The organism is Streptomyces sp. DSM 110735, from assembly GCF_016482685.1.
Classification (GTDB): Bacteria; Actinomycetota; Actinomycetes; order Streptomycetales; family Streptomycetaceae; genus Streptomyces.
This window is the reverse complement of the sequence record NZ_JACYHF010000001.1, coordinates 414,619-439,195: the sequence shown is the minus strand read 5'-3', so window position 1 is coordinate 439,195 and position 24,577 is coordinate 414,619. Positions and strand designations below refer to the sequence as shown.

Genomic DNA, 24,577 nt, shown 5'->3' with positions numbered 1-24,577 from the left:
ACGCTAGCGCCCCTTCTGTCCGGAAGAACAGTGGGCGTCCCTCGTTCTTGCGATGATCGGGCGGTGACCACGACACATCAGCCTCCCTATCCACCGCCCGGGCCGCCCCACCGGCACGGTCCCGGACAGGGCGGCGGCCCCGGCCGAGGGGGCGGACAGGGCTCCGGCGGTGGCCCCGGCGATGCGCACGGGCACCACTCCGCCTCGGGTGGCGACCAGGAGCCGGACCACGGTCATGGCTCGCACAGTCCGGGCCAGCACGGTCACGGTCACTCGCACAGCCATGGCCCCGCGGCGCCCGTGTCGCGGCATCTGCGCAAGGTCATCGCGGCGATCCTCGTCCCGTTCACGGCCGCCGTCGTGGTGGGTCTCGTGGTGCTGTGGCCCGGCGGCGCCCCGCCGCACCAGCGCTCCGGGGTCGGCTTCGACCGCCAGACCCAGCAGGCAACAGTCACCCGCGTCCTCTCCGTGAGCTGCAAGTCCGTGAACGCCTCGGGAGGTTCATCACTCGGCGACACCGCCGCCTCCGGAGCGGGTCCGGCGGACCAGAAGAAGAAGGGGACCTGCAAGAAGGCGACGGTCCGGGTCGACTCCGGCAAGGACCGGGGCCGCACCTTCACCGAGATCGTCCAGCCCGACCAGACCCGGCAGTTGCACCAGGGCGAGCAGGTCGTGGTCGCCTACGAGCCCTCGGCGCCCAAGGATCTGCAGTACTCGGTCACCGATGTGAACCGGCAGTTCCCCATGGCGCTGCTCGCCGGGATCTTCGCGGTCGCCGTCGTGGTGGTGGGACGGCTGCGCGGTGTCATGGCGCTGGTCGCGCTGGCGGTCAGCTTCCTGGTGCTGACCCTGTTCATCCTGCCCGCGATACTCCAGGGTTCGAATCCCCTGCTGGTGGCCGTGGTCGGGTCGAGCGCCATCATGCTGATCGCCCTGTACATGTGCCACGGGCTGTCCGCCCGTACGTCGGTCGCGGTGCTCGGCACGCTGGTCTCGCTGATGCTGATCGGCTTCCTCGGCTCGCAGTTCATCGGCTGGGCCGCGCTCACCGGCAACACGGACGACAGCACGGGGCTGATCCACGGGCTCTATCCGTCGATCGACATGAGCGGGCTCCTGCTGGCCGGCGTCATCATCGGTTCGCTCGGCGTGCTGGACGACGTGACGGTGACCCAGACCTCGGCCGTCTGGGAGCTGCACGAGGCCAACCCCTCGATGGGCTGGCGGGGTCTGTACCGGGCGGGCATCCGCATCGGGCGCGACCACATCGCCTCCGTGGTCAACACCCTCGTCCTCGCCTACGCGGGCGCCGCGCTCCCCCTGCTGCTGCTGTTCTCGATCGCGCAGAGCAGCGTGAGCACCGTGGCCACCAGCGAGCTGGTGGCGGAGGAGATCGTGCGCACCCTGGTCGGCTCCATCGGGCTGGTCGCCTCGGTGCCGGTCACCACGGCCCTGGCCGCCCTGGTGGTCTCGGCCGACCGTCCCGAACCGGGCAACCCGGCTCCGGCCGCCGTGGCGGCAGCGGCGCGTGGCGGTCGGGGGCGGCGCCGGAGGCGGTGAGAGGGCGCGTCGCACGGCGGGGCAGCCGTCTCGGGCGCGTCGGGACCAGGAACCGTCAGAGGGGCCGCACGAGCCCCGCAGAAGCGTTTCTGCAAAGCCGTACGGCCCCGCCCGGACGAACGGCCCACCGCCCCCCGCTCCTTCAGCCGGCGCTCTGCTCCTCGGCCAGGATGCGGTCCAGCGCCTCGTCGAGATGGGCGTCGAAATCGGCCAGTGCGCCCTCCTGACCGAGCGGGACCAGCTTGTCCGTACGGTCCAGGAACGCCACCAGCGGCGGCGCGGAGGAGCGGAACAGCGCCTGGTCGCTGCCGACCTGAAGGCGGATCAGCACCTCGCCCAGCACCTCGGCGTCCACGGGCGCGATGTGCACGTCTCCCTCACCGCACGGCCTGCCGACCCCGTCGATCATCAGCTCCCGTCCGAAGGCCCAGGTCACCGGGGCATCGCCGGGCAGATGGAAGGTCAGCCGCACCGCGTAGGGATCGCTCGTCTCATAGCGCAACTCCACCGGAATGCGGAAGGAGAGCTCCTCCGAGACGAGAAAGCTCATCATGACCTCTGCCTGTACGGACTCGCGCATCGCCTACCCCGTCGTATGACTTCGACTGGCTGGGATTAATCCCCGGACCATGCCCAAATCTAGCTGAAAGTACACAACAGATCACAAGGAGTGAGTTTTCAGATGCTGATAGAAAGCGCGAACGCCCCGAGATGACGGCCGATCTCGGCCTGCAGCCGCTGTGTCGCGGGCATCAGCCGGTCGGCCTGGTGGGCGGGCAGTGAGATCGCGATCGTAGCCGCCGTGGTGCCCATCGTGAGGGGAATCGCCGCGCAAACCGCCCCCAGGGCGTATTCCTGACGCTCCACCACCGGTTCCATGCGCCCGACCCGGGCCAGCCTCCGCAGCAGGGCGCCGTTGTCCCGCACGGTGTACGGCGTGATCGACCGCACCGGGTACCGGGCCAGATGGTCCCGCCGGGTCTCTTCGTCCACCTGCGAGAGCAGGCACTGTCCGATGGCGTGCGCGTGCGCCGTCTCGCGGAAGTCGGCCCACTCCTCGACCGCCGGTGCCTCGCGCGACTCGGCGACGCACTGCACCTCGACCTCGCCGTCCCGGTACATCGCGTAGTACACCGGCACACCGATGGAATCGCGCCATTGCGCGAGCGTGCCCGCGATCGTGCTGCGACGTTTCTGCTGTGCCGCGCTCGCGCTCAGCCTGTCGGCCGCCTCCCCGAGGAAGAACAGCCCCTTCTCCCGGCGCAGATAGCCCTCGTACACCAGGGTGCGCAGCAGGTGGTACGCCGTGGGCAGGGCGATGCCGGTCTCGCGGGCGAGCTGCTTGGCCGGGGCGCCGTACTCGTGCGCCGCGAGGGTCTCCAGCAGCCGCATCGCGCGCTGGACGGACCCGATGAGGGTCGTGGAGTGCTTGTCCCGGGTGGCCGGGCCGCTGGGCCGCTGCATCGGGGGAGCGCAGGACCGGGGCGATGCGGGCGGTGCGTGGGGTCCTGCCGGGGCGGTGTCGACCGTGGCCAAGGGGTGGCTCCCGAAGCGCGAGGATGGGCGGCCCGTGCTCGGTGGGCACGGGCGAGGAGGCGTGCCGCCCGTGGGGGACGGGCCCCACGAGATTTCCGGACTTTAACCGTCCACCACCGCGCGTGGACGGTACGCCGGGAAACTTCCCTCCCCCGAGGGAACCGGTGATCCGTGTTACCGCCCACCGGCTCCCGCGTCCGTCACCAGTCGCTGCGCGACGAGGAGCCGGCCATGAACTTCCGCACGATGTAGATCAGTCCGCCGACCAGGGCGACGAAGAGCAGGACCTTGAACAGCAGACCGATCAGGAATCCCACGACGGTCGCTATCAGGCCGCCGAAGACGACCAGCGCGATGACCGGCACCGCGACCCACTTCACCCACCACGGCAGCCCCGCGAAGATCTCTCGCATGCCCTCGTCCTTTGCGTCAGCAGTAATCGATGTCCTGCCCTCGATGCTAGGGCCGCGAGGGGCTCCCGCGGGCGCCGCGCACCCCTTGTCCTCCCCTGAACCATCCCCTAGGGAACCCCTAGACGGACCCTCACGCCTCAGGGGGAGAGAACACCACCAGAACTCTCAGATCCTCGCTGATGTGGTGGAACTTGTGGGCCACACCGGCCGGTACGTAGATCACGCTGCCCCGCGCGACCTCGGTGGTCTCCAGGCCCACCGTGATCGACGCCCGTCCGCTGACGACGAAGTACACCTCGTCCTGGCCGTGCGGCTTCTGCGGGTCGTGGGCGCCCGCGTCCAGGCCGTACAGCCCCACGGACATGTTCCGCTCACGCAGGAACTGGAGGTAGGCGCCGTCGTTCGCGGCGCGCTCCGCCTCCAGGTCGTCCAGCCGGAACGCCTTCATCACTGCCCCCGTCCTCGCCCCACTGCTCACCACCGACCCGTCTGCCACGATCAGACACATGAAGAATTTCGTAGTCAAGACGCTCGCCAACGCGGCCGCCCTCGCGGTCGCCGTGTGGCTGCTCGACAAGATCACCCTCACCGGTGACAACACGGGCAAGAAGATCGGCACCCTGATCGTGGTCGCGCTGATCTTCGGCCTGGTCAACTTCCTGGTGAAGCCGATCGTCAAGGTCCTCACCTTCCCGCTGTTCATCCTGACGCTCGGTCTGATCACCCTGATCGTCAACGCGCTGATGCTGCTGCTCACGTCATGGGTGTGCGGGAAGCTCGACCTGAGCTTCCACGTGGACGGCTTCTGGACGGCCGTGCTCGGCGGTCTGATCATCTCCGTCGTCTCCTGGGCCCTGAACCTCGTCCTGCCCGACGAGGACTGAGCACGCCATGACCTACCGCGTCTGTTTCGTGTGCACCGGCAACATCTGCCGCTCCCCGATGGCCGCGTCGGTCCTCCGCGCGCGGGTCGCGGAGGCCGGGCTCGAGAATCTGATCGAGGTGGACAGTGCCGGCACCGGCGGCTGGCACGAGGGCGACGACGCCGACCCGCGCGCCGTGTCGGTCCTCGACGAGCACGGCTACGGCACCGTGCACACCGCCCGGCGGTTCGAGCCCTCGTGGTTCGCCCGGCTCGACCTCGTGATCGCCCTCGACACCGGCCATCTCAAGGCCCTGCGCCGCCTCGCGCCGACGGAGGCGGACGCGCGCAAGGTGCGCCTGCTGCGCTCCTACGACCCGGCCGCGGGCGACGACCTCGACGTGCCCGACCCGTACTACGGGGGCCGCGACGGCTTCGAGGAGTGCCTTGAGATGGTGGAACGGGCGAGCGACGGACTGCTCGCCGCCGTACGCGCACACCTGGAGGAACGCCCCGCATGAGCGACGCCACCGCACACCCGGACCGCACCGGCGACGGCACCCGCGCGGTACGGGCCGGACTGCCCGAGCCGGTCAAGCACGAACCCACCCTGCCCGGACCGGTGTTCGCCGCGCACTTCCATCTGCCGGGCGAGGTCACGGGACCGTACACGTACGGCCGTGACGACAATCCGACCTGGACGCATCTCGAGCGCGCCATCGGCGAGCTGGAGGCGCCCGGACAGGACGGCGTGGAGACTCTCGTCTTCGCCTCCGGCATGGCCGCGATCTCCGCGGTGCTCTTCTCCCAGTTGCGCTCCGGCGACGTGGTCGTGCTGCCCTCCGACGGCTACCAGGTGTTCCCCCTGGTCCGCGGTCAACTGGAGGCGTACGGCATCGAGGTGCGCACCGCGCCCACCGGCGGGGACGCCCAACTGGAGGTGCTGGACGGCGCGCGGCTGCTGTGGATCGAGTCGCCGTCCAACCCGGGTCTCGACGTCTGCGACATCCGGCGGCTCGTGGCCGCGGCCCACGAGCGCGGCGCCCTGGTGGCCGTCGACAACACCCTCGCCACGCCGGTCGGGCAGCGTCCGCTGGAGCTGGGCGCCGACTTCTCGGTGGCCAGTGGCACCAAGCAGCTCACCGGTCACGGGGACGTCCTGCTGGGCTACGTGAGCGGGCGGGACGGCGAGGCGATGGCCGCCGTGCGCCGCTGGCGCAAGATCGTCGGTGCGATCGCCGGTCCCATGGAGGCGTGGCTCGCGCACCGCTCGATCGCCACGCTGGCGCTGCGCGCCGACCGCCAGAACGCCACCGCGCTCCTGCTGGCCGAGGCGCTGCGCAAGCATCCGGACGTCGCGGGGCTGCGCTATCCGGGTCTGCCGGACGACCCGGCGTACCCGATCGCCTCCCGGCAGATGCGCCGCTACGGCTGCGTGGTCTCCTTCACGCTGCCCACGCGCGAGCGTGCCGAGCGTTTCCTCGGCGCGCTCCGTCTGGTCGAGGACGCGACGAGCTTCGGCGGGGTGCGCTCCACCGCCGAGCGGCGCGGGCGCTGGGGCGGGGACGCGGTCCCGGAGGGCTTCGTCCGGATGTCCGTCGGCGCCGAGGATCCCGAGGACCTGGTGGCGGACGTGCTGCGCGCGCTGGACGAGTCCGCGGAGTAGGACCGGATGTGGTCGCGGTCCGAGCCTCCCCCCTCGTGGCTCGGACCGCGTCGGTTCCGGGCGCGAAGAACCGTGCGGACAAGGCTAGTTGACTCTGCGTCAGTGTCCAATCACGGTAACGACAGAGACCTATCGACTTATTTATAGTTGGGTCCTGCCCGGGGGCCGGAGACGGCAGGGAAGGGAAGGACCCGCCATGGATCTGGCCTTGCTGCGTACCTTCGTCACCGTGCACCGGGCCGGTTCCTTCACCCGTGCCGCCGCACTCCTGGGTCTGTCCCAGCCCGCCGTGACCTCGCAGATCCGCACGCTGGAACGCCAGCTCGGGCGGCCGCTCTTCCTGCGGCAGGCGCGCGGGGTGACGCCCACGACCATCGGCGACGAACTCGCGCACAAGGCGGCACCGCACCTCGATGCCCTGGTGGAGATCGCCGAGAGCGGTCTGGACGAGGAGTCCGCGCTGCGGACCCTGCATCTGGCCGGACCTCCGGAGTTCACCGCCGAGCGCGCGCTGCCCGCCCTCACCGAACTCGCGGCCCGCGACGGGCAGGGCTTCGCGCTCCGCGCCTCCTTCGGCACGGCCGAGGACACGCTGGAGGGCCTGGCCGCGGGCCATCACGACCTGGCCATCAGCACGGCCCGGCCGCGCGGCGCCCTGCTGACCGCGAGCTCGTTGTGCGACGAGGAGCATGTGCTGGTCGCTTCACCGCGCTGGGCGGAGCGGATCGGAGCGCTGCCGCTCGACGGCGGTGCGCCTGCTCTGGAGAACCTGCCGGTCGTGGAGGTGCACGAGTCGCTGCCCTTCGTCTCGCGCTACTGGGCCTCCGTCTTCGACGCGTGTCCGGCCGTCGCGGGCACGGTGATCGTCCCCGATCTGCGGGCGGTGCTGGCCTGCGCGAGCGCCGGAGCCGGGCTGGCCGTGCTGCCCCGCTATCTGTGCGGACCGGCGCTGGAGCGCGAGGAGATCGTCCTGCTGCACGATCCGCTGGTCCCGCCACTGCGCACCTACTTCCTGGTGGTGCGCACCGGATCGCTCGCCCTGCCGCATGTGGCGCGGGCGCACGAGTGGCTTCAGCGGGCGGCCACGCGCTGGTGTTGAGCCCGCGTGCGACAGGGGTCACACCCCGTGCCTCGGTCGTGGCTCCTCGCGATGTTTCACGTGGAACAACCCGGGCCACATTTCTCCCATGACCGTCCGACCCGTGGTCAAGCGCACCGCCCGAGCCGTTCTCCTGGACGGTGACGACCTGATCCTGATCAAGCGCACCAAGCCGGGAGTCGATCCGTACTGGGTCACCCCGGGCGGCGGGGTCGAGCCCGCCGACCCGACCGTCGTGGACGCCCTGCACCGCGAGGTGTACGAGGAACTCGGCGCCAAGGTCACCGACGTGGTCCCCTGCTTCGTGGACACCGTGGAACACATCGGTGAGGACGGCGGCGCGACCGGAGTGAAGGTGCAGCACTTCTTCGTCTGCCGCCTCGAATCCATGGACACCTCACTGCGTCATGGCCCCGAAGTCGACGAGCCTGCCGGTGAGTACGAGATCGTCCGCATCCCGTTCACCCGGGTGGGCATCGCCTCCGTCCACCTGGTCCCGCTGTCCCTGCGCCACTATCTCGACGGCAACATCGAGGGCGTCCGCGCCATGCACGCGCCCGATCTCGGCTAGCGGCTAGCCGCTCAGGTAGCGGCTCCGACCATGTCCTCCACCGGGTCGTGCCGTATGCGGACGTCCGGGACACCGAGGGCGCGCAGGGCTGCGACTCCGCTGCGGATCATGCCGGGCGGCCCCGCGAGGTAGGCGTCGTACCCGTGCCAGGGTCCGCCCGCCCGGATGACGTCGGGCAGCCGTCGGCGGTCCTGCCAGTCGATGACGGACCGCACCGAGATCCACGGATGACTCGCCCGGAGCCTCAGCAGCGTGTCCATGTCGTACAGGTCGTGGTCAGCGCGGGCGCCGTAGAACACCTCGACCGGGCGGCGGGCGCCGTGTCCGGCGATCTCCTCGATGAGTGCCTTGATGGGCGCGATGCCGGTGCCGCCGCCCAGACAGAGCAGCCCGCCGTCGCCGGTGTGGTCGACGGTCATCGACCCGACCGGCGGCCCGAGGCGTACGGCGTCCCCGGGGCGGGCGCGATGCACCAGCGCGTTGGACACCCAGCCCGCCGGGACCGCCCGCACATGGAAGGTCAGCAGCCCGTCGGCGCGCGGCGCGGAGGCGAAGGAGTAGTGCCGCCAGACGCGGGGCCACCAGGGCGTCTCCACGCTCGTGTACTGCCCCGCACGGAAGGGGTACGGCTGGTCGGGGCGCAGGGTGAGGACGGCGATGTCCGGGGTTCTCAGGTCGTGCGCGACGATCTCGGCTCCCCACCAGGGCGGGGCGTCGAGCGCGTCCTCCGCAGCGGCGGAGATCATCACCTGGGAGAGGGTGGCGTAGACGCGGGACCAGGCCGCCTCGGTCTGCGGGGTCCAGGTGTGGACGGCGTACGTGCTCAGGGCGCCGATGAGGCAGGTGCCCACGGCGGGGTAGTGGGCGTCCAGCGTGCCGTACTTGCGGTGTCCGCGGCCCAGGTTGCGCAGATAGTCGACGAGAACGGGCGTGTTGTCGATGTGCTCGGCGGCGGTGAGGAGCGCCCGCAGCAGCCGGTCCCGCTGGGTGTCCATCGCGGGCGGGAAGAGTGAGCGCAACTCGGGGTGGCGAACGAAGAGAAGCGCGTAGAAGTACGAGGTGACCTTGTCGGCGACGGGCGCGATCTCGGCCAGCGTGCGGCGGACGAGGAGTGCGTCCGGGGATGCCTCCGCGACGGATTCCACCGGGCGGCTCCCCTGCCCTTCGCCCGGTGTCCCGTTCTCCCCCGACATGGCGGCCGGAGCGTCCATGGTGTGCCCTCGCCTCGAACATCCGACGACTTTCGTTCCGCAGCCTTCCACCGGGTTCGGGGACCGCAGCGGTGTACCCGAAAAAGCGGTTCTTCGGAGCCTTCGTCCGGTTAGGCTGTTCGTTCCTCAAGTGGCGGACAGAGCGGGGGATTTGATCCAGTACCGCCCAACAGACCGTGTTTCACGTGAAACAGCCATGCGGCTCGGTCGCCCGGACGCATGAGGGCCGCATCAGGCTTTGCCTAAACCGGTGGACGCCGCGCCCCCGATCCGACAGCCTGGCGCGCGTGCCGACGTCTTCTCTCGCCACTCTGCCCATTCGCCGACTGACCTTGCGCGATCTGACCGCCTGCGCCGATCTCTCCGAGAACCGGGGGTGGCAGCGCGAGCAACACAAGTGGGGACTGCTCCTCACCGCCGGGCAGGGATACGGCATCGACGACCCCGAGGGCGGCCTCGTCGCCGCCTGTGTCATCACCGAGTACGGCCCCGAAGGGCATCCGGACCTCGGTGCCCTCGGGATGGTCCTGGTGGCCGAGCGCCATGCCCGCCGGGGCGTGGGGCGACGCCTGCTGCGGCACATCATGTCGGCGGCGGGCACCACACCGCTGACCCTGCACGCCACCCCCATGGGACGGCCGCTCTACGAGGAGCTGGGCTTCAAGGTCGTGGGCCGAACCGACATGCTCATGGGCGACTTCGTCCCGTCCGGGGCGCCGGAGCGGACACCGACCCGCGCCGCGACCGCGGAGGACCTTCCCGCGATCCTCCGCCTCGACGCGGAGGTCTTCGGCATCGACCGCACCCCGCTCCTCGCCCGTCTGCCCGCGTTCGCCGATCAACTGCGGGTGGTGGAGGAGTCGGGGCGGATCACGGGCTACGCCGCCGCCTGGCCCAACATGGACACCCACGTGGTGGGGCCGCTGATCGCCCGCGACACGGAGACGGCGAAGGCGCTCGTCACCTCGCTCGCGGCGCACACCGAGCGCCCGTTGCGCACCGACATCGACATGCGCCACGACGAACTGCGCATCTGGCTCAAGGAGCGGGGTCTGGCGCCGGTGGCGGTCAACGCCGTCATGACCTGTGGAACTCCTGATCTGCCGGGGGACTGGACTCGGCGGTTCGCCCCGCTGACGGTGGCGGCGGGCTGATCGCACCACGCGGGCGGGCCCCCTGCTGGATGCAGCAGGGGGCCCGCCCGCGTCACGTCATGACGGCTCCGTCAGGCGTCGAGCGCCCGCACGGCTTCGGTCGCGAAGCCGTGGTCCTGGTCGGGGGCGCCGCCGCCGACACCGATGGCGCCGATGAGCCGACCGTCGCGGTGGACCGGGACACCACCGGCGATGAACAGCAGGGGGCGGTCGAGCGCGGTGGGCAGCGTGTGGAACGGCGCGCCGGGCTGCACGGCCTCCACCAGGTCGGCGGTAGCGGCGTTCAACTGAAGCGCCGTGTACGCCTTGCGGGTGCTGGTCTCGCCGGAGATCAGCACCGCCCGGTCGTCCCGGCGGAAGGCGAGCAGGTGGCCGCCCGCGTCCAGCACGGTGACGCTGACCGTGACGCCGGCGTCCTCGGCGGCGCGTCGCGCCGTCGCGATGAGCAGCTCGGCGTCCTCGGTGGTGAGCGGGGTGATGGTGGTGGTGCTCATGGTGGGAGTTCTCCTTGGATCTTTCTGAGGTGCTGCCGTGCGGTCCGGGTCAGGTGCGATGTCTCCGGTGCCGACGGCGGTCGGGGGGTCTGGAAGGGGCGGCTCAGTGGTGGACGGCCGCCCGCTGCGCGACAGCCGCGTCGGGAGCGGCCGGGGTGCCGGTCGTGCCGTCGCGGCGCTCCAGGGCGGCCGACAGGAAGGCGAGGACCAGCGCGGCGGCCGCGAGGGCGGCGCCCACCCAGTTCGGGGCGGTGTAGCCGAAGCCGGCCGCGATGACCATGCCGCCGAGCCAGGCGGAGAGGGCGTTGCCCAGGTTGAAGGCGCCGATGTTCACAGCCGAGGCCAGGGTCGGGGCGCCGTGGGCCTGGTCGAGCACGCGCTTCTGCAGGGGCGGGACGGTCGCGAAGCCGAGGGCGCCGATCAGGGCGATGGTCACGGCTGCCGCGATCTTGTTGTGCGCGGTCACGGTGAACAGCGCGAGGACGACGGCCAGGGCGCCCAGGGAGATGTACAGCATCGGCATCAGGGCGCGGTCGGCGAACTTGCCGCCGACCAGGTTGCCGCCGACCATGCCGAGCCCGAACAGGACCAGCAGCCAGGTCACCGAGCCGTCGGCGAAACCGGCGACGTGGGTCATCATCGGGGCGATGTAGGTGACGGCGGCGAAGACCCCGCCGAAGCCGAGGACGGTCATCGCCATGGCGAGCAGGACCTGGGCGTTCTTGAAGGCGGCCAGCTCATGGCGCAGATGTACGCCCTCGGGGCGCGGCATCTCGGGCACGAGCCTGGCGACACCGGCGAGACCGACCACGCCCAGCGCGGCCACGATGCCGAAGGTCACCCGCCAGCCGGCGTGCTGCCCGACGAGCGTGCCCAGCGGCACCCCGACCACGTTCGCGACCGTGAGACCGGTGAACATCATCGAGATGGCACCGGCCTTCTTGTCCGGGGCCACCAGGTCGGCGGCGACGACCGAGCCGATGCCGAAGAAGGCACCGTGGGCGAGCGACGCGACCACGCGCCCGGCGAGCATGAGCCCGAACACCGGGGCCACGGCGGAGAGCAGGTTCCCGGCGATGAACAGACCCATGAGGATCATCAGCATCCGCTTGCGCGAGACCTTGGTTCCGAGCACGGTCATCAGCGGGGCGCCGATCACCACGCCCAGGGCGTAGCCGGTCACGAGCAGGCCCGCCGTGGGGATGGAGACCCCGAAGTCGCCCGCGACCTGGGGCAGCAAGCCCATGATCACGAACTCGGTCGTCCCGATTCCGAAGGCCCCGATCGCGAGGGCCAAAAGCGCGAGAGGCATGAGGGGGTACACCTTCCCAGACGATTGCAGGAGCGCTTTGCGCGCTTCGACAATAGTTGCAGACGCGGGTTAAATGCAATCGCTGGATATTGCGAGTGATGCTCTACCCTGGAACCCGGCCGCCCAGGACGGAGGAGAACGCCCATGACTGCGACGGACCCCGCGCTCACCGCCCTCTCCCAGAGCTGGTGCGCGCTGTCGCTGCTGCACGGGAGGATCGAGGCGCACATCGAGCGCGCCCTCCAGGCGCGGCACGAGCTGAGCGTGCGCGAGTACTCCCTGCTCGACGTGCTCAGCCGCCAGCACGACGGCGAGGGCGGCCATCTCCAGATGAAGCAGGTGGCCGACGCGGTCGTGCTCAGCCAGAGCGCCACCACGCGCCTGGTGACCCGCCTGGAGGACCGGGGCCTGCTGGAGCGCTATCTGTGCCCGACCGACCGCCGGGGCATCTACACGAACGTCACCGAAGCGGGTCTGGCCCTGCTGGAGCAGGCGCGCCCCACCAATGACGCCGCCCTCCGCGAGGCATTGGACGCCGCCGCCCTGAAGCCCGAGCTGGCGCCCCTAGTCAAGGCAGTGGAGTCCCTGCACGTACCCGCCTAGGGTCAGGGATCATGGAACAGACGGACATACGGCGGGCCCGACCGGACGACATTCCCGCGATCGTCGCCATGCTGGCCGACGACCCCCTCGGTGCCCAGCGGGAATCACCCGACGACCTGGCGCCCTACGTCGCCGCGTTCGAGCGCCTGGCCGCCGACCCGAACCAGCACCTGGTCGTCGCCGCCCTGGAGGGACGCGTGATCGGCACCCTGCACCTCACGATCATCCCCGGGCTTTCCCGCAAGGGCGCTACCCGCGCGCTCATCGAGGCCGTCCGCGTCCACGCGGATCAGCGCGGCAGCGGACTGGGCAGCGCACTCATCCGTTGGGCCGTCGAGCGATCGCGGGAACTCGACTGCACGCTGGTGCAGTTGACCTCCGACAAGACCCGCACCGACGCACACCGCTTCTACGAGCGCCTCGGGTTCACGGCTTCACACGAGGGCTTCAAGCTGAACCTCTGAGCGACCGCGCACAGCAGAGCCCACGCACAGCAGAGCCCGCGTACAGCGATTGGGCCCTGTTTCACGTGAAACAGGGCCGAATCCTCTCAACTGCCGCCGTGCTTAAGCCTGCTTACTCCCCCGCCAGCCGCCCTCGTCCACGCCGCCCGGCACCGATGCCTCCGGGTCGTACGGCTGCCGGGTGAAGACGAAGGAGCCGACGTCGAGGTGGCTCAGCGTCCCGTCCGGACGCCGTACGGCACGCAGCAACTCACCGGCGTAGTAGCCCTCCAGACCGGTCCAGGTGCCATCGCCGTTCGACCGGAACCGCGCACGACGACCGGTCCCCGAGAGCGGGCCGAGCAGGAGCCCGTCGGCGGACACCCGCAGCCCGAAGGCGTGTGTCCCCCAGTACCACTGCCCCGCCAACTCAAGGACGTCCTGATCTACTTCGGGCAACGGCCGCCACGGCTCCGGGATGCGCGGTTCCGCCTCGGCGACGATGCGGACGAGATCGGCGCCCACCGCACCGACCAGCGGGCCGCTGGTGGCGTTGGCCAGCACGACCGCCGCCACGTCGTCCTCCACGCTGATGACGAGGTTCGCCACGAAGCCCGGGAGCGAGCCGGAGTGGCCGACGAGGAGCCTGCCGCCACGGTGCTGGATCTGCATCCCGAGGCCGTAGGCGGCCCCGTCCGCCACGTCCGTGGATTCGGCGGGCGCGGCGGGTGTCCGCATCTCCCGGACCGACTCGGCGCTCAGCACCCGGTCGTCCCCCTCGGCCAGGAAGACGGCGAACCGGGCGAGGTCACCGGTGGTCGACCAGAGTTGCCCGGCCGGCGCCATCCGGCCGAGGTCCTCCAGCGGCTCGGGCAGCATGACGTCCGCCCAGGGATGCACCGCCCAACCGCCCGCGTGCGGCGCCTGGGGCTGGGTGCTCGTGCGGTGGAGGCCGAGCGGCTTGAGGATCTCCTCGCGCAGCACCTGCTCCCAGGGGGCGCCGCGCACCTCCTCCACCAGCGCGCCGAGCAGGGTGTAGCCGGGGTTGGAGTAGTGGAAGCGCCGTCCCACCGGGTGCAGCAGGGGGTGCTCGCCGAGCACATCGCTCAGCTCGGGACGCAGCGAGCCGGGGGTCCGCTCCCACCAGGGACCGGGCGACTCGGCCGCCAAGCCCGCGGTGTGGGCCAGCAGTTCGGCGATGGTCGCCTCACCGGCACCGGTGCCCGGCAGATGCTTCTCCAGCGGATCCCCGAGGTCCAGCAGCCCCTCGTCCCGCAGCCGCATCACCAGCACGGCGGTGAACGTCTTGGTGATGGAGCCGATCCGGTACTGCACCTCCCCGTCCGGGGCATGCCCGTCCACCGAGGACCGCGCCCCCTGCCACACGACCCGGCCGCCCCGCACCACCGCGGCGACCAGCGACGGCGCCCGGCCCTCGGCCTGCGCGACGGCGATCCGGTGCAGCAGTGCCCGCCGTGTCCCCGGCAGCAGCTCTTCATGAGATGTCGTCATGCGCCCAGTCCATCCGCTGGAGGGCGGCACGTCGAATCCATTGTTTCGGTCCTGCCTTGGGGCCGCGCGTCACTTGGCGACGCGGGCTTCGATGCCGTCGAGCAGGAAGTCGAGGCCGAGCCGGAAGGTGTGGTCGGCGTCCAGGTGGTCGGCGTCGCGCACCACCGTGGACAGGGCGGGGAAGCGGCCGGTGGCGAAGGTCCGCGTCAGATAGGGACCCAGCTCGGCCTGCCAGCGCCTCTCGTCCATCCCGCTGGCCCGCTCGGCACGCCGCTCGGCGATCTCCCGGCGCACCGCGCCGATCACATACGCGTTGACCGCGGCGACCACCGGCATGACGGCGTCCACACCGAGGTCGCCCAGCGCGGCCACCACGGTCTCCCCGTTGGCCAGCGCGTGCGGCCCGAGCTGCGGCCGTCCGCCGAGCAGATCGGCGAGCCACTCGTGCTCGTGCGCGGCCTGCCTGGTGGTCTCGGCAAGGGACCGGAGCATCTCCCGCCAGCCGTCTCCGACGGGCCGGATCTCGGCGTACATCGCGTCGACCATCAGGTCGAGCAGCTCTTCCTTGCTGTCGATGTAGCCGTACAGCCGCATCGGACCGACGCCCAGCACGGCGGCGACCTTGCGCAGCGACACCGCCTCCAGACCGTCGGCGTCGGCCAACTGCACGGCCGCCCGCACGATCCGCTCCCGGTTCAGCGGGGCCGGAACGGGTCGATTCGCAGGCTCCGGCCTCTCCCACACCAACATGCGCCCACAGTACCCAGCGCCGAGCGATACAGTGTATCGATCAATACGATGTATCGAAGGGGAGGCGCTCATGACCATCGCTATCGTCGGAGCCGGAATGGGCGGGCTGGCTCTCGCCCGCGTGCTGCACGTGCACGGCATGGACTCCGTCGTGTACGAGCGTGAGCCGTCACGCGAAGCGCGCGGGCAGGGCGGCATGCTCGACATCCACTCCGGTCAGCGGGCCCTTCGCGAGGCCGGTCTGATCGACCGGTTCCACGCGATCGCCCGCAGTGAAGGCCAGGACATGCGTCTCCTGGAGGCGGACGGCACCCTGCTGCACCAGGAGGACACTCCCGACGACGCCCCGCTCGCGCGCCCCGAGGTCGACCGTGCCGATCTGCGCGACCTGCTGCTGGACTCCCTCCCCGAGGGCACGGTGCGCTGGGGACACGCGTTCACCTCCGCTGACAACGGCCTGCTGCGCTTCGCGGACGGCGGCAGCGCGCCGTACGACCTGCTGGTCGGCGCGGACGGCGCGCGATCTAGGGTCCGCCCGCTGCTCACCGATGCCCGCCCGGAGCACATCGGCCAGAACGTCGTCGAGATCGGCATCCCCGACATCGACCGCACGCACCCCGACCTCGCGGCGATGGTCGGGCGCGGCAACTACTGGGTGTTCGGCGACGGCATGTGCCTGGCGGCGCAGCGCAACGGCGACGGCCGCGTCCGCATCGGGCTCAGCTTCTACAACACCCCCGAGGACTGGTTCGCCACCGCGGGGATCCCGTTCGACGACCCGGCCGCCGCCAAGGCGCGGCTGATCGAGCTGCTCTCCGGCTGGGATGCACGGTTCACCGCGCTGATCGCGGCCTGCGACGACTCGGTCGTGCCGCGGTCGATCACCACGCTTCCGGTCGGTCTGACCTGGCCGTCGGCATCGGACGTCACGCTGGTCGGCGATGCCGCGCACCTGATGCCCCCGGCGGGCGAGGGCGCCAACATGGCACTGCTGGACGGCGCCGTGCTCGGCCTCGCGCTGGCCGCGCACCCGGACGACTTCCCCACCGCTGTCGCGGAGTACGAACGCGAGATGTTCGCACGCACCGGCGCCGCCGCCCGGCAGTCCGCGCGCGTCCAGGCACTCCTGACGGCGCCCGACGCGGCCCGCAAGATGCTCGCGTTCTTCCAGCCCGACTGAGAACACTCGGTGTGCGGCGTCGGTCGGATCAGGTCTGGGCCATGTCCACGAAGCGGGAGTAGTGGCCCTGGAAGGCGACCGTGATCGTGGCCGTGGGACCGTTTCGGTGCTTGGCGACGATCAGGTCGGCCTCGCCCGCGCGCGGGGACTCCTTCTCGTAGGCGTCCTCGCGGTGGAGCAGGATGACCATGTCCGCGTCCTGCTCGATGGAGCCGGACTCACGCAGGTCGGAGACCATCGGCTTCTTGTCGGTGCGCTGCTCGGGACCACGGTTGAGCTGGGACAGCGCGATCACCGGGATCTCCAGCTCCTTCGCGAGGAGCTTGAGGTTACGGGACATGTCCGAGACCTCCTGCTGACGGCTCTCGGCGCGCTTGGAGCCGCCGGACTGCATGAGCTGGAGATAGTCGATGACGACCAGTTTCAGGTCGTTGCGCTGCTTCAGACGGCGGCACTTGGCGCGGATCTCCATCATCGACAGGTTCGGGGAGTCGTCGATGTAGAGCGGGGCGGCCGAGACGTCCGGCATCCGGCGGGCCAGCCGGGTCCAGTCCTCGTCGGTCATCGTGCCGGAGCGCATGTGGTGCAGGGCGACCCGCGCCTCGGCGGACAGCAGACGCATCGCGATCTCGTTGCGGCCCATCTCGAGCGAGAAGACCACACTCGGCAGGTTGTGCTTGATCGAGGCGGCCCGTGCGAAGTCCAGCGCAAGCGTCGACTTACCCATGGCGGGACGCGCGGCGATGACGATCATCTGGCCGGGGTGCAGGCCGTTGGTCAGGGAGTCGAAGTCCGTGAACCCGGTGGGCACGCCGGTCATCTCGCCGCTGCGCGAGCCGATCGCCTCGATCTCGTCGAGGGCGCCCTCCATGATGTCGCCGAGCGGCAGATAGTCCTCGCTGGTGCGCTGCTCGGTGACCGCGTAGATCTCGGCCTGGGCGCTGTTGACGATCTCGTCCACGTCGCCGTCGGCCGCGTATCCCATCTGCGTGATGCGCGTGCCGGCCTCCACCAGGCGGCGCAGCACCGCGCGCTCGTGGACGATCTCGGCGTAGTACTCGGCGTTCGCCGCCGTCGGCACGGTCTGGACGAGAGTGTGCAGATACGCCGCGCCGCCGACCTTGTTGATCTCGCCGCGCTTGGTGAGTTCGGCCGCGATGGTGATCGGGTCGGCCGGCTCGCCCTTCGCGTAGATGTCGAGGATCGCCTGGTAGATCGTCTCGTGCGCGGGCTTGTAGAAGTCGTGACCCTTGAGGATCTCGACCACGTCGGCGATGGCTTCCTTGGACAGCAGCATGCCGCCGAGGACGGACTGCTCGGCGTCCAGGTCCTGGGGCGGAACCCGCTCGAAGGAGGAGCCGCCGCCGTCCCAGTCGCCGTTGTCACGACCGCGGTCGTGCTGCTCACCGCGGTTGCGGCCGGTCTCGCCGCGACGGCGGGAGGCGGGCAGACGATCGCTGGGCCCGCTGTCCGCCCACGGATCGTCCAAGGGCTCGGAAATGCTCACCGAGCCACCTCCTCCCGTCCGCACGGCGGACCTCGCCGAGCCTCTGTTGTACGGCACGGCACTGACAAAATGAGAGGCCCGGCTCCGGGTCCGGCGCGTCGGTGGGACGACGTTTTCCAGGGCCGGGGCAGGGAGCGGGCGCCGGACCACGGTAGGCCCCCCGGCACCTTCAGCCAATCTGGTTATCCACAGGCCATGTGGACGACGGCCCAGATGCTGTGGAGAACTCCCCGAAACCTGTGCACGACCCGGTGGACAGCCCTGTGAACAAGACCTCGATCCTCCGAGCAGGACGACCCTGACCTGCACCTTTATCGTCCACTGGCTGTGCAGAACAAAAAAGTCCCCAGCCGGACCAAGATCACCTCGAACAACGCGCGAACGTACGCGATCCAGGGCCGACCGTAAGGGTCACATGGCAATTGCATCGCTTACCTGTGGACGGATACATTGGCGCCCATGACACAGGCTCCCGCGATCCCCCCGGCCACCCGCCGACGGCACGACCGAGAGATCGTCGCCCTGGCGGTTCCGGCCTTCGGCGCGCTCGTCGCCGAGCCTCTGTTCGTCATGGCCGACAGCGCGATCGTCGGCCACCTCGGCACCGCCCAGCTCGCCGGTCTCGGCGTCGCGACCGCACTCCTCACGACCGCCGTGAGCGTGTTCGTCTTCCTCGCCTACGCCACCACGGCCGCGGTGTCCCGGCGGGTCGGCGCCGGTGATCTCCCGGCGGCCCTGCGCCAGGGCATGGACGGCATCTGGCTGGCCCTGCTCATCGGCGTGGCGGTCATCGCCGTGGTCCTGCCGCTGGCGCCGGACATCGTGCGCCTCTTCGGCGCCTCCGCCACGGCGGCGCCCTACGCCACCACCTATCTGCGCATCTCGGCGCTGGGCATCCCGGCCATGCTCACGGTCCTGGCCGCCACCGGCGTACTGCGCGGGCTCCAGAACACCAGGACACCGCTGTACGTCGCCGTCGGCGGCTTCGTCGCCAACGCCGTCCTCAACGCGCTGCTCGTCTACCCGGCCGGGCTCGGGATCGCGGGCTCGGCGTGGGGCACGGTCATCGCCCAGTGGGGCATGGCCGCCGTCTACCTCTTCGTGGTCGTGCGCGGGGCGCGGCGGCACAAGGCGTCCCTGCGGCCGGACCTCGCGGGGATCAGGGCATCGGCCCAGGCGGGCGTTCCGCTGCTGGTCCGCACTCTGTCCCTGCGAGCGATCCTGATGATCGTCACAGCGATGGCGGCCCGGCTCGGGGACGCGGACATCGCCGCCCATCAGATCGTCCTGTCCCTGTGGAGCCTGCTGGCCTTCGCCCTGGACGCCATCGCGATCGCCGGGCAGGCGATCATCGGCCGGTACCTCGGCGCCTCCGACGCCCGGGGCGCGCGAGAGGCGTGCCGCCGCATGGTGCAGTGGGGCATCGCGTCCGGTGTCGTCCTCGGTGTGCTCGTCGTGGTCGCCCGGCCGCTCTTCCTGCCGCTGTTCACCGGCGACCCCGTCGTACGGGACGTGGCGCTGCCCGCCCTGCTGATGGTGGCGCTCTCCGAGCCGATCTGCGGGATCGTCTTCGTCCTGGACGGCGTCCTGATGGGCGCGGGGGACGGGCCCTATCTGGCCTGGGCGATGGTGGCCACCCTGGCCGTGTTCACACCGGTGGCGCTGCTCGTCCCCGTGGTGGGCGGCGGGCTCACCGCGCTGTGGGGAGCCATGACCCTGATGATGACGGTCCGCCTGCTCACGCTGTGGCTACGGGCCCGTTCGGGCAAGTGGATCGTGACGGGCGCGAGCCGCTGAGGTTGTCCCGGTTTCACGTGAAACACGGGGGCCAGCACCTGGAGGGCGGACGCCTGCCGACGCCCTCGCTTCCCGCACCGCACGCGAAGAAGGGCCGCCCCCAGAGGGACGGCCCTTCTCTCAGCTATTCAGCCGCGCACGGCGTCAGGCCGCGACAACCTCGACGCTGACCTTGGCGGAAACCTCGGGGTGCAGACGCACCGAGGTCTCGTGAGAGCCCAGGGTCTTGATCGGGGAGGACAGCTCGACACGACGCTTGTCGACCTCGGGGCCACCGGAAGCCTTGATCGCGGAAGCGACGTCGGCCGGGGTGACGGAGCCGAAGAGACGACCGGCGTCGCCGGAGCGAACGGCCAGACGGACCTTGACACCCTCGAGCTGGGCCTTGATCTGGTTGGCCTGCTCGATGGTCTGGATCTCGTGGATCTTGCGGGCGCGGCGGATCTGCGCCACGTCCTGCTCGCCACCCTTGGTCCAGCGGATAGCGAACTTCCGCGGGATCAGGTAGTTGCGGGCGTAACCGTCCTTGACGTCGACGACATCGCCGGCGGCACCGAGGCCAGAGACCTCGTGGGTGAGGATGATCTTCATGTGTCGGTCACCCTTCCCTTATCGCGCGGTGGACGTGTAGGGCAGCAGCGCCATCTCACGGCTGTTCTTCACGGCCGTGGCGACGTCACGCTGGTGCTGCGTGCAGTTGCCGGTCACGCGGCGGGCACGGATCTTGCCGCGGTCGGAAATGAACTTCCGCAGCATGTTCGTGTCCTTGTAGTCCACGTACGTGACCTTGTCCTTGCAGAAAGCGCAGACCTTCTTCTTAGGCTTGCGCACAGGCGGCTTCGCCATGGTGTTTCTCCTGTGTGATCAAGAAGTGGGGGTACGAGCCCCTTAGAAGGGGGGCTCGTCCGAGTAGCCACCGCCGCCGGAACCACCGGAGCCGCCGCCCCAGCCGCCGCCACCCTGGTTGCCACCGGCGGGAGCGCCGGAAGCCCACGGGTCATCGGCGGGAGCGCCGCCCTGGTTGCCGCCGGAGCCACCGCCCCAGCCACCGCCACCGCCGCCGCTGTATCCGCCCTGGCCGCCGCGTGCGCCGCCGCCACCGCCACCGGAGGTCTTGGTGACCTTCGCCGTCGCACTGCGCAGGCTCGGGCCGACCTCCTCGACGTCCAGCTCGTAGACCGTGCGCTTGACGCCCTCACGGTCCTCGTAGGACCGCTGCTTCAGCCGGCCCTGCACGATGACGCGCATGCCGCGCTGGAGCGACTCCGCGACGTTCTCCGCCGCCTGACGCCAGACCGAGCAGGTCAGGAACAGGCTCTCGCCGTCCTTCCACTCATTGGTCTGCCGGTCGAAGGTGCGGGGAGTGGACGCGACGCGGAACTTCGCGACCGCCGCACCGGACTGGGTGAAGCGCAGCTCGGGGTCGTCGACAAGATTGCCGACGACCGTGATGACGGTCTCGCCTGCCATGGGGGAACCTCTCGGCGGGTTTGCTGCTCTGGCTGCTTGGTTGCTACTCGGATCCCGAGATCAGTCGAGCCGAAGGCTCAGTGCATCTCGGGACGGAGGACCTTGGTCCGGAGGACCGACTCGTTCAGGTTCATCTGGCGGTCGAGCTCCTTGACGACCGCAGGCTCGGCCTGCAGGTCGATGACCGAGTAGATGCCCTCGGGCTTCTTCTTGATCTCGTACGACAGACGACGACGGCCCCAGGTGTCGACCTTCTCCACCTTGCCGCCGCCATCGCGGACGACAGAGAGGAAGTTCTCGATCAGCGGGGAGACCGAACGCTCCTCGAGATCGGGGTCGAGGATGACCATCACCTCGTAGTGACGCATGTGGAACCCACCTCCTTTGGACTCAGCGGCCACGGTCGTTCCGTGGCAGGAGGGTCGTGATGCGTGCGCAACGGTATCGGCCGCCACTGACAGTCGGAGGCTTCGAAGGAAGTTCCGCGCAGTGACCTGGAAAGGTGCGGGCAGACACCGGTGCAGACGTTACAGAGTACCCGCACACCGGCTTCCGGTTGAAATCAGGCGGTGGGGGCAGCCAATCTGTACACATCGGGTGTGTAAGGCGCTACCGTGCGCCGCCGCTATCCGCAGGAGGTGCCCACATGGCACAGGCATCGTTCCCCAACATCGCCGGCTCCCTGTTCGCCACCGACGGCAAGCCCCATCCGGTTCAGGACACCCTGACGGTGGCGACGCTGGTCCTCGGACTGCTCTCCTTCATCACGTCCTTCTTCACGGGTCTCCACCTGCTCGCCTCCTGGGCCGGCCTGATCGGGCTCGTCGGCGGCGCGTACGGGCAGTGGATCTCGGTGACCACACGCGAGCGTTTCGGCCTGGTCCTGGGTCTCGGCGCCTCCGGCATCGGCTTCCTGATCGGCATGGCGAACGGCGGTCTGTTCGGCGGTGTGATCGGCGGCTGACCGACCCGTCACCCCGCGCACAGCACCCCTTCACCGCATCCACGAAGACACCCGGGGGCACCTTCCCGGCCACCGGCCGGGAAGAAGGTGCCGTACGCCCCAGTCGGGGCGCTCGCACCGGGCAGTAGGCTTCGCGCGAGAGCCGGAGCCCCTGTACCCATGGGGACACACCAGCCCGAGGAGCGCCCCGACATGAGCCTGACCCTGAGGACCATCAGCCGTGAGCAGCATCTGGCCTATATCCAGAGCCTGCCCGCGGCTAGCCACATGCAGGTCCCGGCATGGGCAGATGTGAAGGCCGAGTGGCGCTCGGAGAGCCTCGGCTGGTTCGACGAGCGCACCGGCGAGATGGTCGGCGCCGGCCTGGTCCTCTACCGCCAGTTGCCCAAGATCAAGCGCTACCTCGCTTACCTCCCCGAGGGTCCGGTCATCAACTGGTTCGCGCCGAACCTGGAGGAGTGGCTCCAGCCGATGCTGGCCCACCTCAAGCACCAGGGCGCGTTCTCCGTGAAGATGGGTCCGCCGGTGATCATCCGCCGCTGGAACTCGGAGACCATCAAGAAGGGCATCCAGAGCCCGGACGTGAAGCGCCTGCGCGACATGGAGGCCGACTTCATCGAGCCGCGCGCCTTCGAGGTGTCCGACAAGCTGCGCCGCATGGGCTGGCAGCAGGGCGAGGACGGCGGCGCCGGCTTCGGCGACGTGCAGCCTCGCTACGTCTTCCAGGTGCCGCTCGCCAACCGCTCCCTGGAAGAGGTCCACAAGAACTTCAACCAGCTCTGGCGCCGCAACATCAAGAAGGCCGAGAAGGCCGGCGTCGAGGTCGTCCAGGGCGGCTACCAGGACCTGGCGGAGTGGCAGCGGCTGTACGAGATCACCGCCGTGCGCGACCACTTCCGGCCGCGCCCGCTCTCCTACTTCCAGCGCATGTGGACGGCCCTCAACACCGAGGACCCCAACCGGATGCGGCTGTACTTCGCCCGCCACAACGGCGTGAACCTGTCGGCGGCGACCATGCTGATCGTCGGCGGTCACGTCTGGTACTCCTACGGCGCCTCCGACAACATCGGCCGTGAGGTCCGCCCCTCCAACGCCATGCAGTGGCGCATGCTGCGCGACGCCTACGCGCTCGGCGGCACCGTCTACGACCTGCGCGGCATCTCCGACTCCCTCGACGAGACGGACCACCTGTTCGGCCTGATCCAGTTCAAGGTCGGCACGGGCGGTCAGGCCGCCGAGTACCTCGGCGAGTGGGACTTCCCGCTGAACAAGCTGCTCCACAAGGCCCTCGACATCTACATGTCGCGCCGCTGAGCAGCGAACCTTTGATTCCATAGCCTTCGAGCGGCCGTCACCGGCCGCCAGGCTCACCCCTTGATCCACCCCAGCCACGAGAAAGGTTCCGGTCCGGCCATGGCGCTCACGCTCTACGTCGACACCGCGCGCTGGCGGGCGCACCACAAGCACGTGCAGGAGCAGTTCCCGGGACTCGTCCCGGTCTGCAAGGGCAACGGCTACGGCTTCGGGCACGACCGGCTGGCGGAGGAGGCCACCCGGCTGGGCTCCGACATGCTCGCCGTCGGCACCACGTACGAGGCCGCGCGCATCAAGGACTGGTTCAGCGGCGACCTGCTCGTCCTGACGCCGTACCGGCGCGGCGAGGAGCCGGTACCGCTGCCGGACCGCGTGGTGCGGTCGGTGTCGTCGGTCGACGGCGTGTACGGCCTCGTGGGCGCCCGTGTCGTCATCGAGGTGATGTCCTCGATGAAGCGGCACGGCATCAGCGAGCAGGACCTGCCGCAGCTCCACCAGGCCATAGAGAACGTCCGCCTGGAAGGCTTCGCCATCCACCTGCCGCTGGACCGCACCGACGGCACGGACGCGGTCGACGAGGTCATCGGCTGGATGGACCGGCTGCGCGCGGCCCGGCTGCCGCTGCACACCATGTTCGTCAGCCACCTCAAGGCCGACGAACTCGCGCGGCTCCAGCAGCGGTTCCCGCAGACCCGGTTCCGCGCACGCATCGGCACCCGGCTGTGGCTCGGGGACCACGACGCCACCGAGTACCGCGGCGCCGTCCTGGACGTCACGCGCGTGGCCAAGGGCGACCGCTTCGGCTACCGGCAGCAGAAGGCGGCCTCCGACGGCTACCTGGTGGTCGTGGCGGGCGGTACGTCGCACGGAGTGGGCCTGGAGGCCCCGAAGGCACTGCACGGCGTCATGCCGCGCGCCAAGGGCGTCGCACGAGCCGGTCTGGCCACCGTGAACCGGAACCTCGCCCCGTTCGTCTGGGGCGGCAAGCAGCGCTGGTTCGCCGAGCCGCCGCACATGCAGGTGTCGATCCTGTTCGTGCCCTCGGACGCTCCCGAGCCGCAGGTCGGTGACGAGCTGGTGGCCCATCTGCGGCACACCACCACGCAGTTCGACCGGATCGTCGACCGCTAGGGCGCGGAACGCAAACGGAAAGGCCGTG

General features: G+C 70.2%; 28 protein-coding genes. 14 read left to right on the top strand and 14 right to left on the bottom strand.

Annotated features, from left to right (window positions below):
- Positions 1 to 63: 63 nt before the first annotated feature.
- Complete coding sequence (locus IF655_RS01980; protein WP_199581643.1) at positions 64 to 1,560, top strand: YibE/F family protein; 1,497 nt, start codon at positions 64 to 66, stop codon at positions 1,558 to 1,560.
- A gap of 142 nt (positions 1,561 to 1,702) precedes the next feature.
- Here the strand turns inward: IF655_RS01980 and IF655_RS01975 are convergent, their stop codons facing one another.
- The 4 genes from IF655_RS01975 to IF655_RS01960 all read right to left on the bottom strand — a co-directional run bounded on the left by IF655_RS01975 (position 1,703) and on the right by IF655_RS01960 (position 3,957).
- Entirely contained in the window at positions 1,703 to 2,140 is a 438-nt protein-coding gene (locus IF655_RS01975) for an SsgA family sporulation/cell division regulator (protein ID WP_199581642.1), read from the bottom strand.
- Positions 2,141 to 2,238: 98 nt separating this feature from the next.
- Positions 2,239 to 3,096: a helix-turn-helix domain-containing protein gene (locus tag IF655_RS01970; RefSeq protein WP_199581641.1), complete on the bottom strand. Its 858-nt coding sequence runs from the start codon at positions 3,094 to 3,096 to the stop codon at positions 2,239 to 2,241.
- Positions 3,097 to 3,296: 200 nt separating this feature from the next.
- Complete coding sequence (locus IF655_RS01965; protein WP_199581640.1) at positions 3,297 to 3,509, bottom strand: DUF5326 family protein; 213 nt, start codon at positions 3,507 to 3,509, stop codon at positions 3,297 to 3,299.
- A 130-nt stretch (positions 3,510 to 3,639) separates the two neighbouring features.
- Complete coding sequence (locus IF655_RS01960; RefSeq protein WP_199581639.1) at positions 3,640 to 3,957, bottom strand: cupin domain-containing protein; 318 nt, start codon at positions 3,955 to 3,957, stop codon at positions 3,640 to 3,642.
- 58 nt (positions 3,958 to 4,015) lie between these two features.
- On the opposite strand from IF655_RS01960, the gene IF655_RS01955 reads away from it, so the two are divergent.
- The 5 genes from IF655_RS01955 (at position 4,016) to IF655_RS01935 (ending at position 7,707) form a co-directional block, all read left to right on the top strand.
- Positions 4,016 to 4,393, top strand: a complete 378-nt coding sequence (locus tag IF655_RS01955; protein WP_199581638.1) for a phage holin family protein — start codon at positions 4,016 to 4,018, stop codon at positions 4,391 to 4,393.
- A gap of 7 nt (positions 4,394 to 4,400) precedes the next feature.
- Positions 4,401 to 4,892, top strand: a complete 492-nt coding sequence (locus tag IF655_RS01950) for a low molecular weight protein-tyrosine-phosphatase (RefSeq protein ID WP_199581637.1) — start codon at positions 4,401 to 4,403, stop codon at positions 4,890 to 4,892.
- Entirely contained in the window at positions 4,889 to 6,037 is a 1,149-nt protein-coding gene (locus IF655_RS01945) for a cystathionine gamma-lyase (protein ID WP_199581636.1), read from the top strand. Before IF655_RS01950 ends, IF655_RS01945 begins: the two co-directional genes overlap by 4 nt.
- Positions 6,038 to 6,233: 196 nt before the next feature.
- Positions 6,234 to 7,136, top strand: a complete 903-nt coding sequence (locus tag IF655_RS01940; protein ID WP_199581635.1) for a LysR family transcriptional regulator — start codon at positions 6,234 to 6,236, stop codon at positions 7,134 to 7,136.
- 88 nt (positions 7,137 to 7,224) lie between these two features.
- Complete coding sequence (locus IF655_RS01935) at positions 7,225 to 7,707, top strand: NUDIX domain-containing protein (RefSeq protein WP_199581634.1); 483 nt, start codon at positions 7,225 to 7,227, stop codon at positions 7,705 to 7,707.
- A gap of 11 nt (positions 7,708 to 7,718) precedes the next feature.
- Here the strand turns inward: IF655_RS01935 and IF655_RS01930 are convergent, their stop codons facing one another.
- Positions 7,719 to 8,918 carry a globin domain-containing protein gene (locus tag IF655_RS01930; RefSeq protein ID WP_199581633.1) on the bottom strand — a complete coding sequence of 400 codons (1,200 nt, stop codon included), beginning with the start codon at positions 8,916 to 8,918 and terminating at the stop codon, positions 7,719 to 7,721.
- A 287-nt stretch (positions 8,919 to 9,205) separates the two neighbouring features.
- On the opposite strand from IF655_RS01930, the gene IF655_RS01925 reads away from it, so the two are divergent.
- Positions 9,206 to 10,072, top strand: coding sequence for a GNAT family N-acetyltransferase (locus IF655_RS01925; protein WP_199581632.1), 867 nt, complete (start codon positions 9,206 to 9,208; stop codon positions 10,070 to 10,072).
- 71 nt (positions 10,073 to 10,143) lie between these two features.
- On the opposite strand, the gene IF655_RS01920 is transcribed toward IF655_RS01925, so the two are convergent.
- Together IF655_RS01920 and IF655_RS01915 are read right to left on the bottom strand one after the other, a co-directional pair.
- The gene (locus IF655_RS01920; protein ID WP_199581631.1) at positions 10,144 to 10,566 is read right to left on the bottom strand and encodes a heme-binding protein; all 423 of its coding nucleotides are present in this window, start codon (positions 10,564 to 10,566) and stop codon (positions 10,144 to 10,146) included.
- A 103-nt stretch (positions 10,567 to 10,669) separates the two neighbouring features.
- Positions 10,670 to 11,878: an MFS transporter gene (locus IF655_RS01915; RefSeq protein WP_199581630.1), complete on the bottom strand. Its 1,209-nt coding sequence runs from the start codon at positions 11,876 to 11,878 to the stop codon at positions 10,670 to 10,672.
- 144 nt (positions 11,879 to 12,022) lie between these two features.
- Between IF655_RS01915 and IF655_RS01910 the strand changes: the two genes are divergently transcribed.
- Together IF655_RS01910 and IF655_RS01905 are read left to right on the top strand one after the other, a co-directional pair.
- The gene (locus tag IF655_RS01910; RefSeq protein WP_199581629.1) at positions 12,023 to 12,481 is read left to right on the top strand and encodes a MarR family winged helix-turn-helix transcriptional regulator; all 459 of its coding nucleotides are present in this window, start codon (positions 12,023 to 12,025) and stop codon (positions 12,479 to 12,481) included.
- Positions 12,482 to 12,492: 11 nt separating this feature from the next.
- Positions 12,493 to 12,945: a GNAT family N-acetyltransferase gene (locus IF655_RS01905; protein ID WP_199581628.1), complete on the top strand. Its 453-nt coding sequence runs from the start codon at positions 12,493 to 12,495 to the stop codon at positions 12,943 to 12,945.
- 102 nt (positions 12,946 to 13,047) lie between these two features.
- Here the strand turns inward: IF655_RS01905 and IF655_RS01900 are convergent, their stop codons facing one another.
- Positions 13,048 to 14,436 carry a serine hydrolase gene (locus IF655_RS01900; protein WP_199581627.1) on the bottom strand — a complete coding sequence of 463 codons (1,389 nt, stop codon included), beginning with the start codon at positions 14,434 to 14,436 and terminating at the stop codon, positions 13,048 to 13,050.
- 69 nt (positions 14,437 to 14,505) lie between these two features.
- Positions 14,506 to 15,186, bottom strand: coding sequence for a TetR/AcrR family transcriptional regulator (locus tag IF655_RS01895; RefSeq protein ID WP_199581626.1), 681 nt, complete (start codon positions 15,184 to 15,186; stop codon positions 14,506 to 14,508).
- 70 nt (positions 15,187 to 15,256) lie between these two features.
- On the opposite strand from IF655_RS01895, the gene IF655_RS01890 reads away from it, so the two are divergent.
- The gene (locus tag IF655_RS01890) at positions 15,257 to 16,366 is read left to right on the top strand and encodes an NAD(P)/FAD-dependent oxidoreductase (protein WP_199581625.1); all 1,110 of its coding nucleotides are present in this window, start codon (positions 15,257 to 15,259) and stop codon (positions 16,364 to 16,366) included.
- Between the two features lie 28 nt (positions 16,367 to 16,394).
- On the opposite strand, the gene dnaB is transcribed toward IF655_RS01890, so the two are convergent.
- Positions 16,395 to 17,873: a replicative DNA helicase gene (gene dnaB / locus IF655_RS01885; protein WP_199581624.1), complete on the bottom strand. Its 1,479-nt coding sequence runs from the start codon at positions 17,871 to 17,873 to the stop codon at positions 16,395 to 16,397.
- A gap of 459 nt (positions 17,874 to 18,332) precedes the next feature.
- On the opposite strand from dnaB, the gene IF655_RS01880 reads away from it, so the two are divergent.
- Positions 18,333 to 19,670 (top strand): MATE family efflux transporter, encoded by a 1,338-nt coding sequence (locus IF655_RS01880; protein WP_199581623.1) that lies wholly within the window; start codon positions 18,333 to 18,335, stop codon positions 19,668 to 19,670.
- A gap of 144 nt (positions 19,671 to 19,814) precedes the next feature.
- On the opposite strand, the gene rplI is transcribed toward IF655_RS01880, so the two are convergent.
- The 4 genes from rplI to rpsF form a co-directional block, all read right to left on the bottom strand.
- Complete coding sequence (gene rplI / locus IF655_RS01875; RefSeq protein WP_199581622.1) at positions 19,815 to 20,261, bottom strand: 50S ribosomal protein L9; 447 nt, start codon at positions 20,259 to 20,261, stop codon at positions 19,815 to 19,817.
- Positions 20,262 to 20,279: 18 nt separating this feature from the next.
- Positions 20,280 to 20,516, bottom strand: coding sequence for a 30S ribosomal protein S18 (gene rpsR / locus IF655_RS01870; RefSeq protein WP_003949403.1), 237 nt, complete (start codon positions 20,514 to 20,516; stop codon positions 20,280 to 20,282).
- A 42-nt stretch (positions 20,517 to 20,558) separates the two neighbouring features.
- Entirely contained in the window at positions 20,559 to 21,140 is a 582-nt protein-coding gene (locus tag IF655_RS01865; protein ID WP_199581621.1) for a single-stranded DNA-binding protein, read from the bottom strand.
- A gap of 77 nt (positions 21,141 to 21,217) precedes the next feature.
- Positions 21,218 to 21,508: a 30S ribosomal protein S6 gene (gene rpsF / locus IF655_RS01860; RefSeq protein ID WP_003975025.1), complete on the bottom strand. Its 291-nt coding sequence runs from the start codon at positions 21,506 to 21,508 to the stop codon at positions 21,218 to 21,220.
- Positions 21,509 to 21,786: 278 nt separating this feature from the next.
- Here rpsF and IF655_RS01855 point away from each other — a divergent pair, with 278 nt between their 5' ends.
- The 3 genes from IF655_RS01855 to IF655_RS01845 all read left to right on the top strand — a co-directional run bounded on the left by IF655_RS01855 (position 21,787) and on the right by IF655_RS01845 (position 24,549).
- Positions 21,787 to 22,104, top strand: a complete 318-nt coding sequence (locus IF655_RS01855; protein ID WP_199581620.1) for a hypothetical protein — start codon at positions 21,787 to 21,789, stop codon at positions 22,102 to 22,104.
- A 192-nt stretch (positions 22,105 to 22,296) separates the two neighbouring features.
- Positions 22,297 to 23,418: a peptidoglycan bridge formation glycyltransferase FemA/FemB family protein gene (locus tag IF655_RS01850; RefSeq protein WP_161183373.1), complete on the top strand. Its 1,122-nt coding sequence runs from the start codon at positions 22,297 to 22,299 to the stop codon at positions 23,416 to 23,418.
- Between the two features lie 99 nt (positions 23,419 to 23,517).
- A complete protein-coding gene (locus IF655_RS01845; RefSeq protein ID WP_199581619.1) occupies positions 23,518 to 24,549 on the top strand; it encodes an alanine racemase in 1,032 nt (343 codons plus the stop codon).
- Positions 24,550 to 24,577: the final 28 nt, after the last annotated feature.